Origin of the sequence: Stenotrophomonas sp. SMYL8 (assembly GCF_036320065.1) — a bacterium.
GTDB lineage: Bacteria > Pseudomonadota > Gammaproteobacteria > Xanthomonadales > Xanthomonadaceae > Stenotrophomonas > Stenotrophomonas maltophilia_A.
Window position 1 is genome coordinate 1 of the sequence record NZ_JAWIRR010000025.1, and the last position, 14,930, is coordinate 14,930.

The 14,930-nt window shown below is 68.3% G+C and carries 10 protein-coding genes and 1 pseudogene; 6 read left to right on the forward strand and 5 right to left on the reverse strand.

Annotated features, from left to right (window positions below; genetic code table 11):
• Window positions 1–208 precede the first annotated feature (208 nt).
• Window positions 209–568, reverse strand: a complete 360-nt coding sequence (locus V3B25_RS16935) for a hypothetical protein (protein ID WP_329811036.1) — start codon at window positions 566–568, stop codon at window positions 209–211.
• Window positions 569–577: 9 nt separating this feature from the next.
• The gene (pdxH, locus tag V3B25_RS16940) at window positions 578–1,177 is read right to left on the reverse strand and encodes a pyridoxamine 5'-phosphate oxidase (protein ID WP_329811037.1); all 600 of its coding nucleotides are present in this window, start codon (window positions 1,175–1,177) and stop codon (window positions 578–580) included.
• A gap of 40 nt (window positions 1,178–1,217) precedes the next feature.
• Between pdxH and V3B25_RS16945 the strand changes: the two genes are divergently transcribed.
• A complete protein-coding gene (locus tag V3B25_RS16945; protein WP_329811038.1) occupies window positions 1,218–2,045 on the forward strand; it encodes a kinase in 828 nt (275 codons plus the stop codon).
• Window positions 2,046–2,051: 6 nt separating this feature from the next.
• Here V3B25_RS16945 and V3B25_RS16950 read toward each other — a convergent pair whose 3' ends face one another.
• A complete protein-coding gene (locus tag V3B25_RS16950; RefSeq protein ID WP_005410663.1) occupies window positions 2,052–2,255 on the reverse strand; it encodes a dodecin family protein in 204 nt (67 codons plus the stop codon).
• Between the two features lie 98 nt (window positions 2,256–2,353).
• Between V3B25_RS16950 and V3B25_RS16955 the strand changes: the two genes are divergently transcribed.
• From V3B25_RS16955 to mdtD, 5 genes and pseudogenes are all read left to right on the forward strand, one after another.
• Window positions 2,354–2,896 (forward strand): shikimate kinase, encoded by a 543-nt coding sequence (locus V3B25_RS16955; RefSeq protein ID WP_049421214.1) that lies wholly within the window; start codon window positions 2,354–2,356, stop codon window positions 2,894–2,896.
• Window positions 2,893–3,999 (forward strand): annotated as a pseudogene (aroB, locus tag V3B25_RS16960) (3-dehydroquinate synthase); the annotation flags it as partial. The gene V3B25_RS16955 and the pseudogene aroB, both read left to right, overlap by 4 nt.
• Window positions 4,000–4,209: 210 nt before the next feature.
• On the forward strand, window positions 4,210–4,449 hold the full coding sequence (locus V3B25_RS16965) for a WGR domain-containing protein (protein ID WP_032127800.1): 240 nt from the start codon (window positions 4,210–4,212) through the stop codon (window positions 4,447–4,449).
• Window positions 4,450–4,475: 26 nt separating this feature from the next.
• Window positions 4,476–5,558, forward strand: a complete 1,083-nt coding sequence (gene hemE, locus V3B25_RS16970; RefSeq protein ID WP_032127799.1) for a uroporphyrinogen decarboxylase — start codon at window positions 4,476–4,478, stop codon at window positions 5,556–5,558.
• Between the two features lie 98 nt (window positions 5,559–5,656).
• Window positions 5,657–7,066 carry a multidrug transporter subunit MdtD gene (gene mdtD, locus V3B25_RS16975; RefSeq protein ID WP_010482759.1) on the forward strand — a complete coding sequence of 470 codons (1,410 nt, stop codon included), beginning with the start codon at window positions 5,657–5,659 and terminating at the stop codon, window positions 7,064–7,066.
• 671 nt (window positions 7,067–7,737) lie between these two features.
• Here mdtD and V3B25_RS16980 read toward each other — a convergent pair.
• Window positions 7,738–11,265 (reverse strand): hybrid sensor histidine kinase/response regulator, encoded by a 3,528-nt coding sequence (locus V3B25_RS16980; RefSeq protein WP_154264195.1) that lies wholly within the window; start codon window positions 11,263–11,265, stop codon window positions 7,738–7,740.
• Between the two features lie 96 nt (window positions 11,266–11,361).
• Window positions 11,362–14,907 carry an ATP-binding protein gene (locus V3B25_RS16985; protein WP_049420947.1) on the reverse strand — a complete coding sequence of 1,182 codons (3,546 nt, stop codon included), beginning with the start codon at window positions 14,905–14,907 and terminating at the stop codon, window positions 11,362–11,364.
• Between the last annotated feature and the right edge of the window lie 23 nt (window positions 14,908–14,930).

The following is a 14,930-nucleotide window of genomic DNA, read 5'->3' on the forward strand; positions in this document are numbered from 1 at the left end:
TCCCCTTTGGGGGCCGTACGATCCTTTATCGACGTTCGTGTGCGGGATGGGGATCGCTCGACTCGTCTGTCGGCTAGTATCCGCAGATGCATGCTTGACGGTCCCTCCACCCTGGCTCCTACATACCGCGTAGGAGCCGGGAGGAACATACAAGCCATGCTCCACTGCTTTACGCGCCAGAGCAAAAGCAGCCGAGCATGGCTCGGCTCTACAACGGCCGCCTGTCGGCCAGCAGCAGCTCGATTTCCTCCACCTGCACCACCGGCACCTGCCACGGGTGATGCGGCACGATGCCCTGTTCGAAGATGCGCTGCAGCCGCTGCGGATTCCGAGGCAGGCAGAATTCCAGACGCACGCTGTCGACCACTTCGGTGCGGCCCGCCTCACCCTGCACGGGCGACGCACCCACGCGCGGGCGGAACTGCTCGAACCCCGGCGCCGACCACCACATCCCGTGCTCGTAGTCGCCGGCCGCCAGCGCGTCCACCGCGAGGATGCCCTGCTTCACTACATCCAGTGCTGCCGACGGCACGAACACCACCACACGGTACAGCGGCAGGCGTTGCATCAGGTTGCCTTACGGATACAGCAGGCGCTTGCTCCAGCGCCCTTCGGCACCGGCTTCATAGCACCAGCGTTCGTGCAGGCGGAACTGCGCGCCGTACCAGAACTCGATGCGGTCGGGTACCACGCGCAGGCCGCTCCAGCCGTCCGGGCGCGGCACGTCCTTGCCCTCGAAGCTGGCTTCGATCTCGGCCACGCGCGCGTCGAATTCCTCGCGCGTCGCCAGCGTCTTCGACTGCTGCGAGGCCCAGGCGCCGATCTGGCTCATGCGCGGGCGGCTGGCGAAGTAGGCGTCGGCTTCAGCATCGGCAACCTGCTCGACACGGCCTTCGATGCGCACCTGGATACCCGCCTCGCGCAGGCTGCGCCACAGGAACAACAGCGCGGCCTGCGGATTGGCCTGCAGCTCCTGGCCCTTGTGGCTGTCCAGGTGGGTGTAGAAGACGAAGCCACGCTCGTCGAAGGCCTTCAGCAGCACGGTACGCGCCGAGGGACGGCCCTGCGTATCGGCGGTGGCCACGGTCATCGCATTCGGCTCGACCTCGCGGCTCTGCCTGGCCTCGTCGAACAGGCCGGCAAACGTGGACAGGGCTTCGGCGTACAGGTCGCTCATGATTGCGTTCTTCTCACACGGATTGGGCTATTGTGGCTGCATGGCCGCTGCTGCGTATATGCCCCAGGTGAAAGGATTCCCCGAAACATTGGCCGAACAGACGCTGGATGATGCGCTGGGCAGCGGCGCAGCGGTTCCAGTATTGGCGATCAGCGGCCTGCAGGGGAGCGGCAAATCGACGCTGGCCGCGCAGGTGGTGGCGCGCGCCCAGGCACGCGGCCTGAACGCGGCCACGCTGTCGATCGATGACGTCTACCTCACCCGTGCGCAGCGCCAGCGACTGGCCCGCCAGGTGCATCCGCTGCTGATCACCCGCGGGCCGCCCGGCACCCACGACCTGCCGCTGGCCCACGCCGTGCTGGACGCGGTGGCCGCACGCCAGCCCTTCGCGATGCCACGATTCGACAAGCTGGCCGATGAACGCCTGCCCGAGGCTCAGTGGCCGCAGCTGCAGCAGCCATTGGACCTGCTGGTGTTCGAAGGCTGGTTCCTCGGCACACCGGCGCAGGATGACAACGCACTGGACAGCCCGCTGAACGCACTGGAGCGCGAGGCCGACGCCGATGGCCGTTGGCGTCGCTGGTGTAACCAGGCGCTGGCCCGCGACTACCCGGCACTGTGGCAGCGCTGCGACCGCCTGTGGTTCCTGCAGCCGCCGGATTTCTCGGTGGTGCCACGCTGGCGCTGGCAGCAGGAACAGAACCTGGAGGCCGCGCAGCCGGGCCGGCACGGCATGAGCCGGCCACAGCTGGAGCGTTTCGTGCAGTACTACGAGCGGGTCAGCCGGCAGGCGCTGCACGCCCTGCCCGCCCTCGCCGACCACGTGGTGGTGCTGGATGGCCAGCGCCAGGTGCAGGACGTGCGCTGAGCGCGCCTACTCCACCAGGAATGTCACCCGCAGGTTGACCCGCCATTCGGTGATCTCGCCGCTGCCGTTGGTGACCACCTTGGTCTCGTTCACCCAGGCGCCCTGGATGCCCTTGACCGTCTCGGAAACCTTCTTCAGCCCGCTGCGCACGGCGTCTTCCACGCTTTTGGGCGAGGAGGCGGTGATTTCGATGACCTTGGCGACCGTCATGGCCTGTACTCCGGTTGGCGCGGGAGACCCCGCAGGAACGCCTACCCTGACGTGAAGGACGTAAAGGCAAGGGCATGGAGGTGTTAGCATCGGAGGGCATGAATCCTGCTCCGAACCTGATCCTGATCGGCCCGATGGGCGCCGGCAAAACCTGCATCGGCCGCCGCCTGGCCGAGCGCTTCACGCTGGACTTCGTCGATGTCGACCAGGCCATCGTCGATGCCGCCGGCGCCAGCATCCCGACCATCTTCGAGCACTCGGGTGAAACCGGCTTCCGCAGCCATGAGCGCGAAGCCTTGGCCCGTGTGCTGGAAGGCCGCGGCCAGCTGGTCTCCACCGGTGGCGGCGCCGTACTGGATCCGGACAACCGTGCGCTGATCGCCCAGCGCGGCTTCGTGGTCTACCTGCGGGTCAGCGTTACCGCGCAGCTGGAACGCCTGGCCCGCGACAAAGGCAGGCCACTGCTGCAGCGCCCGGACCGCGAGCAGGTGCTGCACGATCTGGCTGCTCACCGCGACCCGCTGTACCGCGAACTGGCCGACCTCACCCTCGATACCGACCCGTACACCGCTGCCGACGCGACCGCCCACCTGGTGGTCAAGCTGGCCACGCAATGGCAGCGCCAGGACCTGACCGCATGACTTCCCCCGCCCTGTTGCAGGTCGCCGTTGGCGGCGACCGCCCCTACTCCATCACCATCGGCGCTGGTGCCCAGGCCGACGGCACCGCGCTGGCCTCGCATGTGCGCGGCCGCCACGTGCTGCTGCTCAGCGACAGCGAAGTGGCTCCGCGCTACCTGGCCGCGGTGAAGCAGACGCTGCTGGCCGCACGCCCCGACCTGATCGTCGGCGAGCACGTACTGGCCGCCGGCGAAGCTTCCAAGACCCTGGCCGAGTTCGGTCGTGCGATCGAAGCGCTGGCCGCACTCGGCGCCACCCGCGACGCCTGCGTGTTCGCCCTCGGCGGCGGCGTGGTCGGTGATCTCGCTGGTTTTGCCGCGGCCTGCTGGATGCGCGGCGTGGACTGCGTGCAGCTTCCGACCACCCTGTTGGCGATGGTCGATTCGTCGGTGGGCGGCAAGACCGCGGTCGACATTCCCGCCGGCAAGAACCTGGTCGGCGCGTTCCATCCGCCGCGCGCGGTGATCGCCGATACCCGCGTGCTGGCCACCCTGCCGCCGCGCGAGCTGCGCGCCGGCCTGGCCGAAGTGGTGAAGTACGGCGCGCTGGGCGATGCGGTGTTCTTCGAATGGCTGCAGCAACACGCCGGGGCGCTGCTGGCCGGCGAGGATGCGGTGCTGGCCGAGGCAATTGCACGCAGCTGCCGGCACAAAGCCGCCATCGTCGAACGCGATCCGTTCGAGAAGGGGGAGCGTGCCCTGCTCAACCTGGGACACACCTTCGGCCACGCCATCGAGACCGAACAGGGCTATTCCGCCCCGGGCCGCGATGCGCTGAACCATGGCGAGGCCGTAGCGGTGGGCATGGTGCTGGCGGCGAAGCTGTCCACCGACCTGAGCCTGGCCGACGATGCCGACCGCGTGCGCCTGCAGGCATTGCTGGAACGCCTCGGCCTGCCGGTGGCGATCCCCGCAGGACTGGCCCCGCAGGCCCTGCTCGGCCGCATGCGGCTGGACAAGAAGAACGTGGCCGGCCGCCTGCGCCTGGTGCTGTGGCGTGGCATGGGCCGCGCCGAAGTGGTGCCGGACGTGGATGAGGCGGCGGTGCTGAAGGTACTGTCGGGCCGGGGGTGGGGGGGGGGGGGGGGGGGGGGGCGCGCGCCACCGCGGGGGGCGGCCGCGGGCGGCGGGGCGCCCCCCCCCCCCCCCCCCCCCCCCCCGCCGCCCCCCCCCCCCCCCCCCCCCACTACCGGGCTGCGCGGCAGGATTGCCGGCGAGCGGCCGGCACCACCGCGTTGCGGCCGGGGTCACCCTGGCCCCGCTACAATCGGCGCCATGCACGTCTACCTGCAACATCCCGACGCCGGTGCGCAGGCACCGCGCTTCCTGCGCCTGAGCCTGCAGCCGGATCTGTTCGGCGGCTGGGAACTGCTGCGCGAGAGCGGTCGCGTCGGCAGCCGCTCGCAGCTGCGGCGCGAGCTGTTCCTGCAGGCCGACGAAGCCCGCCACGCCTTCGAGAAGGCCCGCGATGCCGAGCTGCATCGCGGTTTCCAGATCCTCTCGCACGGCGACTGACGCCGCTGCCAACTTTCGTCCAAGGAATGCCCATCGTGACCAGCCCTCTCCGCAACGATCGCCTGCTGCGCGCCCTGCGCCGCGAACCGGTGGACTGCACCCCCGTCTGGCTGATGCGCCAGGCCGGACGCTACCTGCCGGAATACCGCGCGACCCGGGCCAAGGCCGGCAGCTTCCTGGCCATGGCCAAGAATCCGGAGATTGCCTGCGAGGTCACCCTGCAGCCGCTGCGTCGCTTCCCGCTGGATGCGGCCATCCTGTTCTCGGACATCCTCACCATTCCCGATGCGATGGGCCTGGAGCTGTACTTCGTCGAAGGCGAAGGCCCGAAGTTCCGCCACCCGGTGCGTGATGAAGCGGCCATCGCCAGGCTGGCGGTGCCGGACATGGAACAGGACCTGGGCTACGTGATGGACGCGGTGCGCCTGATCCGCCGTGAGCTGGACGGCCAGGTGCCGCTGATCGGTTTCTCCGGCAGCCCGTGGACGCTGGCCTGCTACATGGTGGAAGGCGGCGGCAGCAAGGACTTCGCGCGGATCAAGGCGATGGCACTGAACCATCCGCAGGCCCTGCACCGCCTGCTGGAGGTCACCACCGAGGCGGTGATCGCCTATCTCGGCGCGCAGCGCGCGGCCGGTGCACAGGCGCTGCAGGTATTCGATACCTGGGGTGGCGTGCTGTCGCCGTCGATGTACCGCGAGTTCTCGCTGCGCTACCTGCAGCGGATTGCCGAGGGCCTGGAGCGCGGCGAAGGCAACGAGCGCACCCCGCTGATCCTGTTCGGCAAGGGCACCGGCCTGCATCTGGAAGCGCTGTCGCAGACCGGTGCCGATGCGCTGGGCCTGGACTGGACGCTGGATCTGGACGAGGCGATGCGCCGCACCGGCGGCCGCGTCGCCCTGCAGGGCAACCTCGACCCGACCACCCTGTACGCCTCGCCGGATGCGATCGCAGCAGCCGCAGCACGCGTGCTCGACACCTATGCCGCCGGCAACGGTGGTTCGCGCGAGGGCCATGTGTTCAACCTCGGCCACGGCATGTCGCCGGACATGGACCCGGCGCACGTGCAGGTGCTGGTCGACGCGGTGCACGCGCACAGCCAGCGCTGAGCATTGCGCATGCGGTTGCGGTTGCGGCGCGATGTTGATCGCGCCGTGACCCGCAGTGCGCGATCATGGCGTCCCCCACGCTGCACCGGCCACACCCCATGTCTACATCGCCATCGACCTACAACCGCCAGCGCCCCCTGCTGTGGCTGGTTTCGTTGGCGATCTTCATGCAGATGCTGGACTCGACCATCGTCAACACGGCCTTGCCGGCGATGGCGGCCAGCCTGGGAGAAAGCCCGCTGCAGATGCAGTCGGTGGTGTTCAGCTACGCGCTGGCGGTGGCCACTTTCATCCCTGCCTCCGGCTGGATTGCCGACCGTTACGGCACGCGTCGTACCTTCCTGGTAGCGATCATCCTGTTCACCCTCGGCTCGCTGGCCTGCGCGCTGGCCCAGCACCTGCACCAGCTGGTTGGGGCACGTGTGCTGCAGGGTATCGGCGGTGCGATGCTGCTGCCGGTCGGCCGCCTGGCAGTGATGCGTTCGGTGCCACGCGAGGATTTCCTGCGCGCGATGAGCTTCATCGCCATTCCGGCACTGGTCGGCCCGTTGATCGGCCCGACACTGGGCGGCTGGCTGGTCGAAATCGCCTCGTGGCACTGGGTGTTCCTGATCAACCTGCCGATCGGCGTGATCGGTTTCATCGCCGCGATGAAGATCATGCCCGACCACTACGCCAGCCATCGCACCCGTTTCGACCTGCGCGGCTACATCATGCTGGCCTTTGCGATGGTGGTGCTGTCGCTGGCGCTGGACGGCATCTCCGGGCTCGGAACGCCACATGCGCTGGTGATGCTGATGACCGTGGCCGGCCTGGCCGCACTGGTCGGTTACTGGCTGCATGCCGCCAACTCCACCGCGCCCTTGTTCTCGCTGGCGCTGTTCCGCGTGCCCAGCTACCGCATCGGCATCCTTGGCAACCTGTTCTCGCGCATCGGCAGCAGCGCCATGCCGATGCTGATCCCGCTGCTGCTGCAGGTCGGCCTGGGCCTTGGCCCGATGAACGCCGGCCTGATGATGGTGCCGGTGGCGGCGGCCGGCATGGTGTCGAAGAAGCTGGCGGTGAAGCTGGTCGAGCGCTACGGCTACCGCCGCGTGCTGATGGTCAACACCGTGCTGGTGGGCCTGGCGATGGCCAGCTTCATCCTGATGACGCCCGGCCAGCACCTGGCCTGGCGCCTGCTGCAGCTGGCGTTCTTCGGTGCGGTCAATTCACTGCAGTTCACCGTGATGAACACCGTGACGCTGCGGGATCTGGACCGCGAGTTCGCCAGTTCCGGCAACAGCCTGCTGTCGATGGTGATGATGCTCGCCGCCGGTTTCGGTGCCGCGGCGGCCGGCAGCCTGCTGGCCGCGTTCGGCAATCACCTGGACAGCAACAGCGCCACCGCCGCGCTGCATGCCACGTTCCTGTGCGTGGGCGCGATCACCCTGACCTCGACGATGATCTTCTGGCAGCTGCCCGATACCAAGCCGGAGCCACGGCAGGTCGAGCACGTCGCGGAGTGAGGGGGTTCGGCAGGGTTGCACCCTGCACCCGCTAGAAGCCGCAGCAACAGCAAAAACCGGCTCGGTGAATGCTGTGCGCTGGGCGGTGCGGTGTGGGGCTTCAGGACACGCCGTAAACCCATCCTTGGGGGCTCGATGGCGCCATCCATGGCGCCAACGGTCCTGCAGCCCCACACCGCCCCACCCCCGATAGTTTCCCGGTGACGGTAAGTAGATCCACGCCATGCGTGGATGAAACTTCATCGAAATCGAATATTTCGATATCGGAAAGATCTGAGCCGAGCATGGCTCGGCTCTACAGAAAGCAACTGTCGGCACCTCGCGAGAATCTGTCGAAGGCGGGGTGGGTTCGGTTGTGGGGGCGTGAGCCGCATGGGCCCGAGGCATGCCTCGGGCGAGTTGGGCAGGAGGCCCAACCCCGGTCTTGCCGTGTGCGCAGGACAGCGCACACGAGCAAGCGGCGACCGAGCTTACATGGGTGAAGGCGCTTTGCTTGCGAAGCACCGCTTCGCAAGCGCCCGCACGCACAGCCGCCAGCGGCTGGGCCGGGCCCCGGAGGGGGACTTGCAGCGTCCCCCGCAACCGGACCCACCCCGCCATCCCACGGATTGCGCGCTTTTGACGTTGACGTTGCTTCTGCAGGTGCAGGGCTGCAAGCCCTGCAATAAACCCTACCTTCCCATCACCCGGGCGATCGCTTCCACCAGCAGTTCCCCGGTCACCGGCTTGCGCAGGAAGCCACCGATGCCGGCCGCCTCCACCTGCTGCTGCAGGTCCGGGTCAGTACGCGCGGTCACCGCCAGCAGTGGCAGCATGTAGCCCTGGTTGCGCAGATGCTGGGCCAGCTCGAAACCGCTCAGGCCCGGCAGGTCGAGATCCAGCAGGCCGACGTCGAAATCACCGGCACTGATCTCACGCAGTGCCGCCAGCGCATGGCCCGCATGTACCACCTCGTGCCCGCGCGCACTCAGCAGCCCGCGCACCACATCGGCCACAGTCGCGTCGTCCTCCACCAGCAGTACCCGCAATGGCGGCATGTTGGCCGCGTCCTCGCGGTGCGTTTCACCATCTGCTTCGGCATCGGCATCGACCACCATCGGCAACGGCAACGTCACGCCGAAGCAGGTGCCGCGACCGAGCTGGCTCTCCACCTGGATCCGCCCCTGCATCGCATGCGCCAGTTCGCGGCAGATCGCCAGGCCCAGGCCACTGCCGCCGTACTGCGCCGCGGTACGTGCACCATCGGCCTGCTCGAAGCGGCGGAACAGGCGTTGCTGTTGCTCCTGGCTGATGCCGGGGCCGGTGTCGCGCACTTCGAAATGCAGCGATCGCAGCTCGGCGTCGCTGCGCGCGTGCAGGGTGATGGTGCCGCGGCTGGTGAACTTGACCGCATTCGAGAGCAGGTTCAGCAGGATCTGCCGTACCCGCATCGCGTCGCCGGTGGCCTGCAGGCCGGGCGGCAACTGGTTGTCGAGGGTGAAGCGCAGGCCCTTCTGTGCAGCCAACGGGCCCATCAGCGCCGCCAGGTCCTGCAGCAGGCAGCTCAGCGCGAACGGCTTGGACTGCAACTCCAGACGGCCCGATTCGATCCGCGCCAGGTCCAGCGCATCGTTGACCAGATGCAGCAGGTGCTCGCCGGCGTGGCGGATTGATTGTGTATAGCCGCGCTGCTGCGGATCCAGCGGTGAGGACAGCAGCAGCTCGCTCATGCCGAGCACACCGGTCATCGGCGTGCGGATCTCATGACCAAGGTTGGCCAGGAAGCGGGTCTTGGCCGCCGACGCCTGCTCGGCCAGCTCCTGCTTGTGCAGCGCCAGCTGATAGGCGTGGCGACGCTGCAGGCGGCGACGGTACAGCCAGGCGAACCAGCTGGTCAGCAGCAGCGCGAACGAGGCCAGCACCAGCAGGCCGGACAGGCTGCGCCACCACGGTGGCTGCACGCGGAATTCCAGACTCTGCACCCGTGACCAGACATGGTCGGCCGACCGCGCCTGCACTTCCAGCCGATAGCTGCCCGGTGCCAGCCGCGAGAACAGGCGCTCACCGGCCGGTCCCACTTCCACCCAGTCCGGGTCATAGCCGGCCAACCGGTAACGATAGGTATTGGACGCCGAATCGGCGAACGACAACAGGCGCGCGACGATGCGCAGATCGCGGTCGCCATCGGCGATCTGCAACGGCGTGTCGTGGGTGAGGTCCAGCACCTGCTCGTTGCGGCGCACCTCCACCCGCTCGATCACCAGCGGCGCACGCCGCATCGAGGGCCGCACCTGCTCCGGGTCGAACACCACCACACCGGCCGGCGTACCCGCCACCAGATGGCCGTCTCCCGACATCACCAGCGTGTGCTCGCGGAATTCCTGGCTCGGCAGGCCGTCATGCACGCCATACAGGCGCACGCTCTGGCCATCGGCGCCGATGCGCACCAGGCCACGCGCGCTGGTTGCCCACGCCACCCCCTGTGCATCGACCACCAGCCCCGAAGCGGAGATCGCCGGGTAGCCCTGCTCGGCACCGATCACGGCCTGCCGCTCCAGCCGGCCCTGGCTCCAGCGGTAGCGCGACAGGCGGCCATCCTCGGACAGCCAGACCTGGCCATCGCTGCCCACGTGCAGTGCATGGATCGCGGTCGCCGGTGCGCCCGGCACCGGCTGGAAGCGCTCGCTTTCCGGCAGCCACTGCAGCAGGCCTCGGCTGCTGGCCAGCCAGATATGGTCCTGCGGCCCGCATTCCACATCGAGATTGAGCTGGCCCTGCTGCAATCCGCGCTGGCCATTGTCCAGCTGGCGCCGCAGGCGCCCTTCCAGATCGCGCTGCTGAAGACCCGACGGCAGCATCAGCCAGAGGCTGTCACCATCACAGGTCATCATCGATTCGATGACCCCTTCCATGGTCGCGTCGGCGCCGGCATCCCGGCCCCAGCGGCGCAGATCACGCCGCTTCGGGTCGTAGCGTAGCAGCGCGTCGTTGGAGCCGATCCAGACCTGGCCGCGGCGATCCTCGCGCACCGAGGTCAGCCAGTGCATGCCGTTGACCCAGGTGCGGTGCTGTTCGATGCGGCCGGTCTTCGGATCGAAGCGGTCCAGCGCGCCGTGGCTGCCGACCGTCCAGATGCCGCCGTTGCTGGACGGGCTGGTACCCAGCACGAAGGCATTGCGCAGCGAGCGGGGGTCGTCCTCCAGCCGCGACAGCACCGAGAACTGCCACCAGCGCGGCAGCAGGTGCCACAGGCCGGCGTTGGTGCTGGCCAGCCAGATGCCCCCCTCGCGATCCTCGTAGGCGCCGGTCCAGTTCGGGCGTACCGGGCCACGCGCCACCGCGCTGTACAGCGGCACGGCCTGGTACTGGCCATCGACCGCGCGGCCAAGGCCGGTGCGGGTGTCCAGCCAGTGCCCGCCCTGCTCGTCGCGCAGCATCATGCCCAGCACCTGTTCGCCTTCGGGCAGCTTCCAGGACGGTGCCTCGAAACGACCATCTGGACGACGCACGATGGCACCGGCCATCGTGCTGATCCAGAGGCTGCCATCGGGCTCGGCCGTCAGGCCATTGATCAGCAGGCTGGGAACGATGCCGGCACCAACCCGTTCAAAGTCCGTGCCGGTCCAGCGCGCGACACCATGCTTGGTGCCGATCCACAGGCTGCCATCGGCCAGGGTTGCCAGATAAGGCACCGATGCGGCCGGCAGGCTGCGTGGGTTGTTCGCTTCGGGCAGGAAGCGCTGCAGCCGGTCCTGGTTGTCCAGGCGGTACAGACCACCTTCGTGGGTGCCGAACCAGACCGAACCATCCGGCGTGGTGGCCAGGCTCCAGACCGTGTTGGTGCCCATCAACGGCTGGCTGCTGCGGTCGTAGAAATGCAGCTGGCGGCGATCGGCCGACATCCGTACCAGGCCCGCGTTCTCGGTGCCGATCCAGAGCTGGTTGCGGGCATCGACCAGCACCGTCCAGATGCGGTTGTCGCGCAGGCCGTCTTCCGAGCGCCAGATCCGGTAGTTGCGCCCGTCGTAGCGGGCCAGACCGTCGTTGGTGGCGATCCAGAGGTAACCGTAACGATCCTCGGCCATGCGGTTCACGGTATTGGACGGCAAGCCGTCGAACACCGTCACCTGGCGCGGGCTCGGTGGCACCGGCTGCGCCGCAGCGGGCGACAGGCAGCACAGGAGGACCAGCAGCAGCATCGCCGCCCGCAGATACACCACCGATTGCCTCCTCACGCTGCTTCTGATGATTCCCGCTCTACGGGCGTCGGCATGGTAAACCGAAAGTCGCGCCGTTCACGCCCGGCGCTGGCGCATTCAAAGGGCGGTTTGTCGTTTTGCGCGCGCCTGGGCAATGGCAGTCACCAGCATGTCACCGGTCACCGGCTTTCGCAGGAAGCCATCGAACCCGGCCGCCAGGACCTGGGTCTCGGCGTAGGCATCGGAGCGCGCGGTGACCGCCACCAGGGGGAGTTCATAGCCCATGGTACGCAGCTGGCGAGCGATGGCGGTGCCGTCCAGCGCGGGCAGATCGAGATCGAGCAGGCCCACGTCAAAACCATCGGTGGCAATCTCCGAAAGCGCGCCCAGGCCATGCAGCACGTGCACCACGTCGTGGCCACGGCCACGCAGCAGGCCGGCGATGACCTCGGCCACGGTCGCGTCATCTTCCACCAGCAGGATGCGCAGCGGCGGCAGCACCGGCAGCACCGGCGACTCGCCCGGCGCATTGGCGGCCTGCCGGATCCAGGGCAGCGGCAACCACACCCGGAATCGCGCGCCCTTGCCCGGCTGGCTGTCCACTTCGATGCGTCCGTTCATGGCCACGGCCAGCTCCTGGCAGATCGCCAGGCCCAACCCGCTGCCGCCATAGCGCGACGCGGTGCGCGGGCCGTCCGCCTGTTCGAAGCGATGGAACAGCCGGTCCTGCTGCTCGGCGTTGATGCCCGGGCCGGTGTCATGCACTTCGAAGCAGAGTCCGCCACCGTTCTCTTCCAGGCGCACGGCCAGGCCGACGTGCCCGCGCTCGGTGAACTTGATTGCATTGCCCAGCAGGTTGAGCAGGATCTGCCGCACGCGCATCTCGTCGCCGCTGACGCTGATCGGCCCCGGCGGATCGCCCCCACGCTGGAACTCCAGGTTGCGCTGCTTCGCCATCGGCTCCATCAACGCCTGCACCTGGTCCAGCAGGCCAGCCAGATCGAACGGGCGCAGGTCCAGCTCCAGCCGGCCGGCCTCGATGCGGGCCAGATCCAGCGCGTCATTGACCAGCCGCAGCAGGTGGCTGCCAGCCTGCTGGATCGAGCCTGCATAGCTGCGCTGCACCGCATCCAGCGGGGTGGCCAGCAGCAACTCGCTCATGCCGAGCACACCGGTCATCGGCGTGCGCACCTCATGGCCCAGCGTGGCCAGGAACCGGCTCTTGGCCTGGGAGGCCTGCTCTGCCAGTTGCTGCTTGTGCACGGTCAACTGCCATTGCTGGCGGCGGCGCAGGCGCGCACGGATCGACCACACCAGGATAAGCAGCAGCAGCGAGCCGATCAGCAGGTAGCCGAAGATTGCCATGCCGCTGCGCCACCAGGGTGGCAACACCTTCACCTGCAACCGCTGTGAAGGCGTCCACGTGCCACTGGCCGTTGCCGCCTGGACTTCAATGACGTAGCTGCCGGTCGGCAGCCGCGACAACGTGCGCTGGCCGTCACCGCCCTGCTCCACCCAGTTCTGGTCGTAGCCCTGCACCCGGAAGCGGTAACGGTTGCCCTGAGGATTGGCATAGGAAAGCAGTCGCGCATCGATCTGCAGATCACGATCATCCGGCCCCAGCAACAGCGTGCCGGTGGTCGGCAGCGGTTGCCAGCCGCGGGCATCATCACGCCGCACGCGGACCTCGGCGATCACCAGCGACGACGGCGGCAGCACCGCATCGGCAGCATTCACATCGAACACGACCAGGCCGGTCTGGGCCACCGCGAGCACGCGACCATCGGCATTCACCGCCGGCGGCCTGCTGGTGAACTCGGCGTCGGGCAGGCCATCGCGTTCGTTGAACTGCTGCAGGCGGCGCGTCTTCGGGTCCCACCGCAGCAGGCCACGTGGCGTGGTCGCCCACAGGCGGCCGTCTTCGGCCAGCGCCAGTCCGCCCATGCTGACCGAGGGTACGCCAGCACTGCCATCGATGCGCTGGATCAGGCGCAGGCTCATGCCATCCCATTGGTAGCGTTCCAGCGCCCCCTGCCGGGCCAGCCACAGCTGCTGCGGATCCACCCACACCAGATCGTAGATCAGCCCGCGCGAAACGCCCGGCACCGCTTCGAAGCGCCCGGCCTGTTCACGCCAGATCCCCATGTCGCCCATCACCCAGGCCTTGCCCTGGGCATCAAAGCGGATCTGCTCAACAGGTGAATCGGCGGTCTTGCGGAGATCCTCCAGCGGGTAACTACGCAGCACGCGGCCATCGGCGCTGCGCTGCTGCAGGCCCAGGTTCATCACCGACAGCCAGACCGTGCCATCGGGGGCCTGCCGCATCAGATCGATGCGCTGGCGCAGATCGGCTCCCCCATCGATATGCCAATCGTGCAGCGCGCGGGTGGCCGGGTCGTACACGCTGATGCGGCCGGCACGCCCCAGCCACAGGCGCCCGTCCGGCCGCGGCAGCACCGACCACACCGCCCCGCTGCCGATCTCGCGATCGCTGGCCAACAACTTCAGTACTCCCTGCGCGTCCAGCTGGTACACGCCATGCGCTGAGCCGACGTAGTAATTCCGGCCATCACTGGCTGCACTCAGCAGGTACTGGCTGTCCAGCGGCTTGCCGTCAAGCTGGTTCCAGATCGAAAACCGGCGCCAGTCCGGCGGCAGGTAGGCCAGGCCCTGGGTCAGCAGCGCCACCCACAATCCGCCCTCATGGTCCTGCATCAGATCAAGCACACCGCTCTGGGCAGTGAGGAAGCCACTGCCGCGGTCGCCGTCGAGCCGCCGCAGCATGCTGGCATCTCCACGCAACAGGCCATCGGAGGTGCCCGCCCAGTAACCGCCCTGGCGATCGGCCAGCACCAGTGCCGAACGCAGGCGCGCACTGTCGGCCCAGCGCGGACGGCTGACCCGGTCCTGCGCGTCGATACGGTAGAGGCCGTCATTCTGGCTGCCGGCCCAGATCGAGCCATCGGGGTCGCGGCTCAGGCGCAACACACTCAGCGCCCCCAGTTCGCGCGGCGCGACAGCCTCGAATCCAGTCCCGTTCCAGCGCGCAATGCCCGCCTCGGTGCCGATCCACAGTCGCCCCTGCGCGTCGACCAGGCTGCTGTAGATGGTATTGCTGGGCAACCCGCCGGGACGGGCCGGATCATGCTCGAAGAAGCGCAGGCTGCCGTCTTCACCGAAACGGCAGACGCCATGGCCACTGGTGCCGATCCACAGTGCATCCTCGGCGTAGGCCAGCGTCCAGAACTGGCTCATGCAGGGGCCGTTGACCGCATCGAAGGTCTTGAAGCGTTCGCGGTCGGCATCCAGCCGGGCCACGCCCTTGCCATTGATGCCGACCCAGACGCGGTCCAGGGGATCGACCAGCAGGGTCTCGATCTCGTTGCCGGGCAGCGAGCCCGGCTGCTCCGGATCATGTTCCCAGACCCGCAGGTTGCCGCCGTCATAGCGCACCAGGCCGCCATCGGTGGCCGCCCAGATATGGCCCTGGCGGTCTTCGGCCAGCGCCAGCACCATGCGCGAGGGCATGCCTTCAGCTGCACCGAAACGGCGCAGGCGCGGTGTTTCCGCCATGTCGAGGGCCGTGGCCGCCGTGGCGAACGCCATCAGCAGCAGCCCCATTCCCGCGATGCCTCGGCACCACAGGCGCCAACCGCTCGTCATCCTGAACCCCCTGTCCTGTCCCG

Coding starts and splice junctions, on each gene's coding strand:
- V3B25_RS16935 (WP_329811036.1), bottom strand. CDS start 568: ATGCAACGCCTGCCGCTGTACCGTGTGGTGGTGTTCGTGCCGTCGGCA.
- pdxH (WP_329811037.1), bottom strand. CDS start 1,177: ATGAGCGACCTGTACGCCGAAGCCCTGTCCACGTTTGCCGGCCTGTTC.
- V3B25_RS16945 (WP_329811038.1), top strand. CDS start 1,218: ATGGCCGCTGCTGCGTATATGCCCCAGGTGAAAGGATTCCCCGAAACA.
- V3B25_RS16950 (WP_005410663.1), bottom strand. CDS start 2,255: ATGACGGTCGCCAAGGTCATCGAAATCACCGCCTCCTCGCCCAAAAGC.
- V3B25_RS16955 (WP_049421214.1), top strand. CDS start 2,354: ATGAATCCTGCTCCGAACCTGATCCTGATCGGCCCGATGGGCGCCGGC.
- V3B25_RS16965 (WP_032127800.1), top strand. CDS start 4,210: ATGCACGTCTACCTGCAACATCCCGACGCCGGTGCGCAGGCACCGCGC.
- hemE (WP_032127799.1), top strand. CDS start 4,476: ATGCCCATCGTGACCAGCCCTCTCCGCAACGATCGCCTGCTGCGCGCC.
- mdtD (WP_010482759.1), top strand. CDS start 5,657: ATGTCTACATCGCCATCGACCTACAACCGCCAGCGCCCCCTGCTGTGG.
- V3B25_RS16985 (WP_049420947.1), bottom strand. CDS start 14,907: ATGACGAGCGGTTGGCGCCTGTGGTGCCGAGGCATCGCGGGAATGGGG.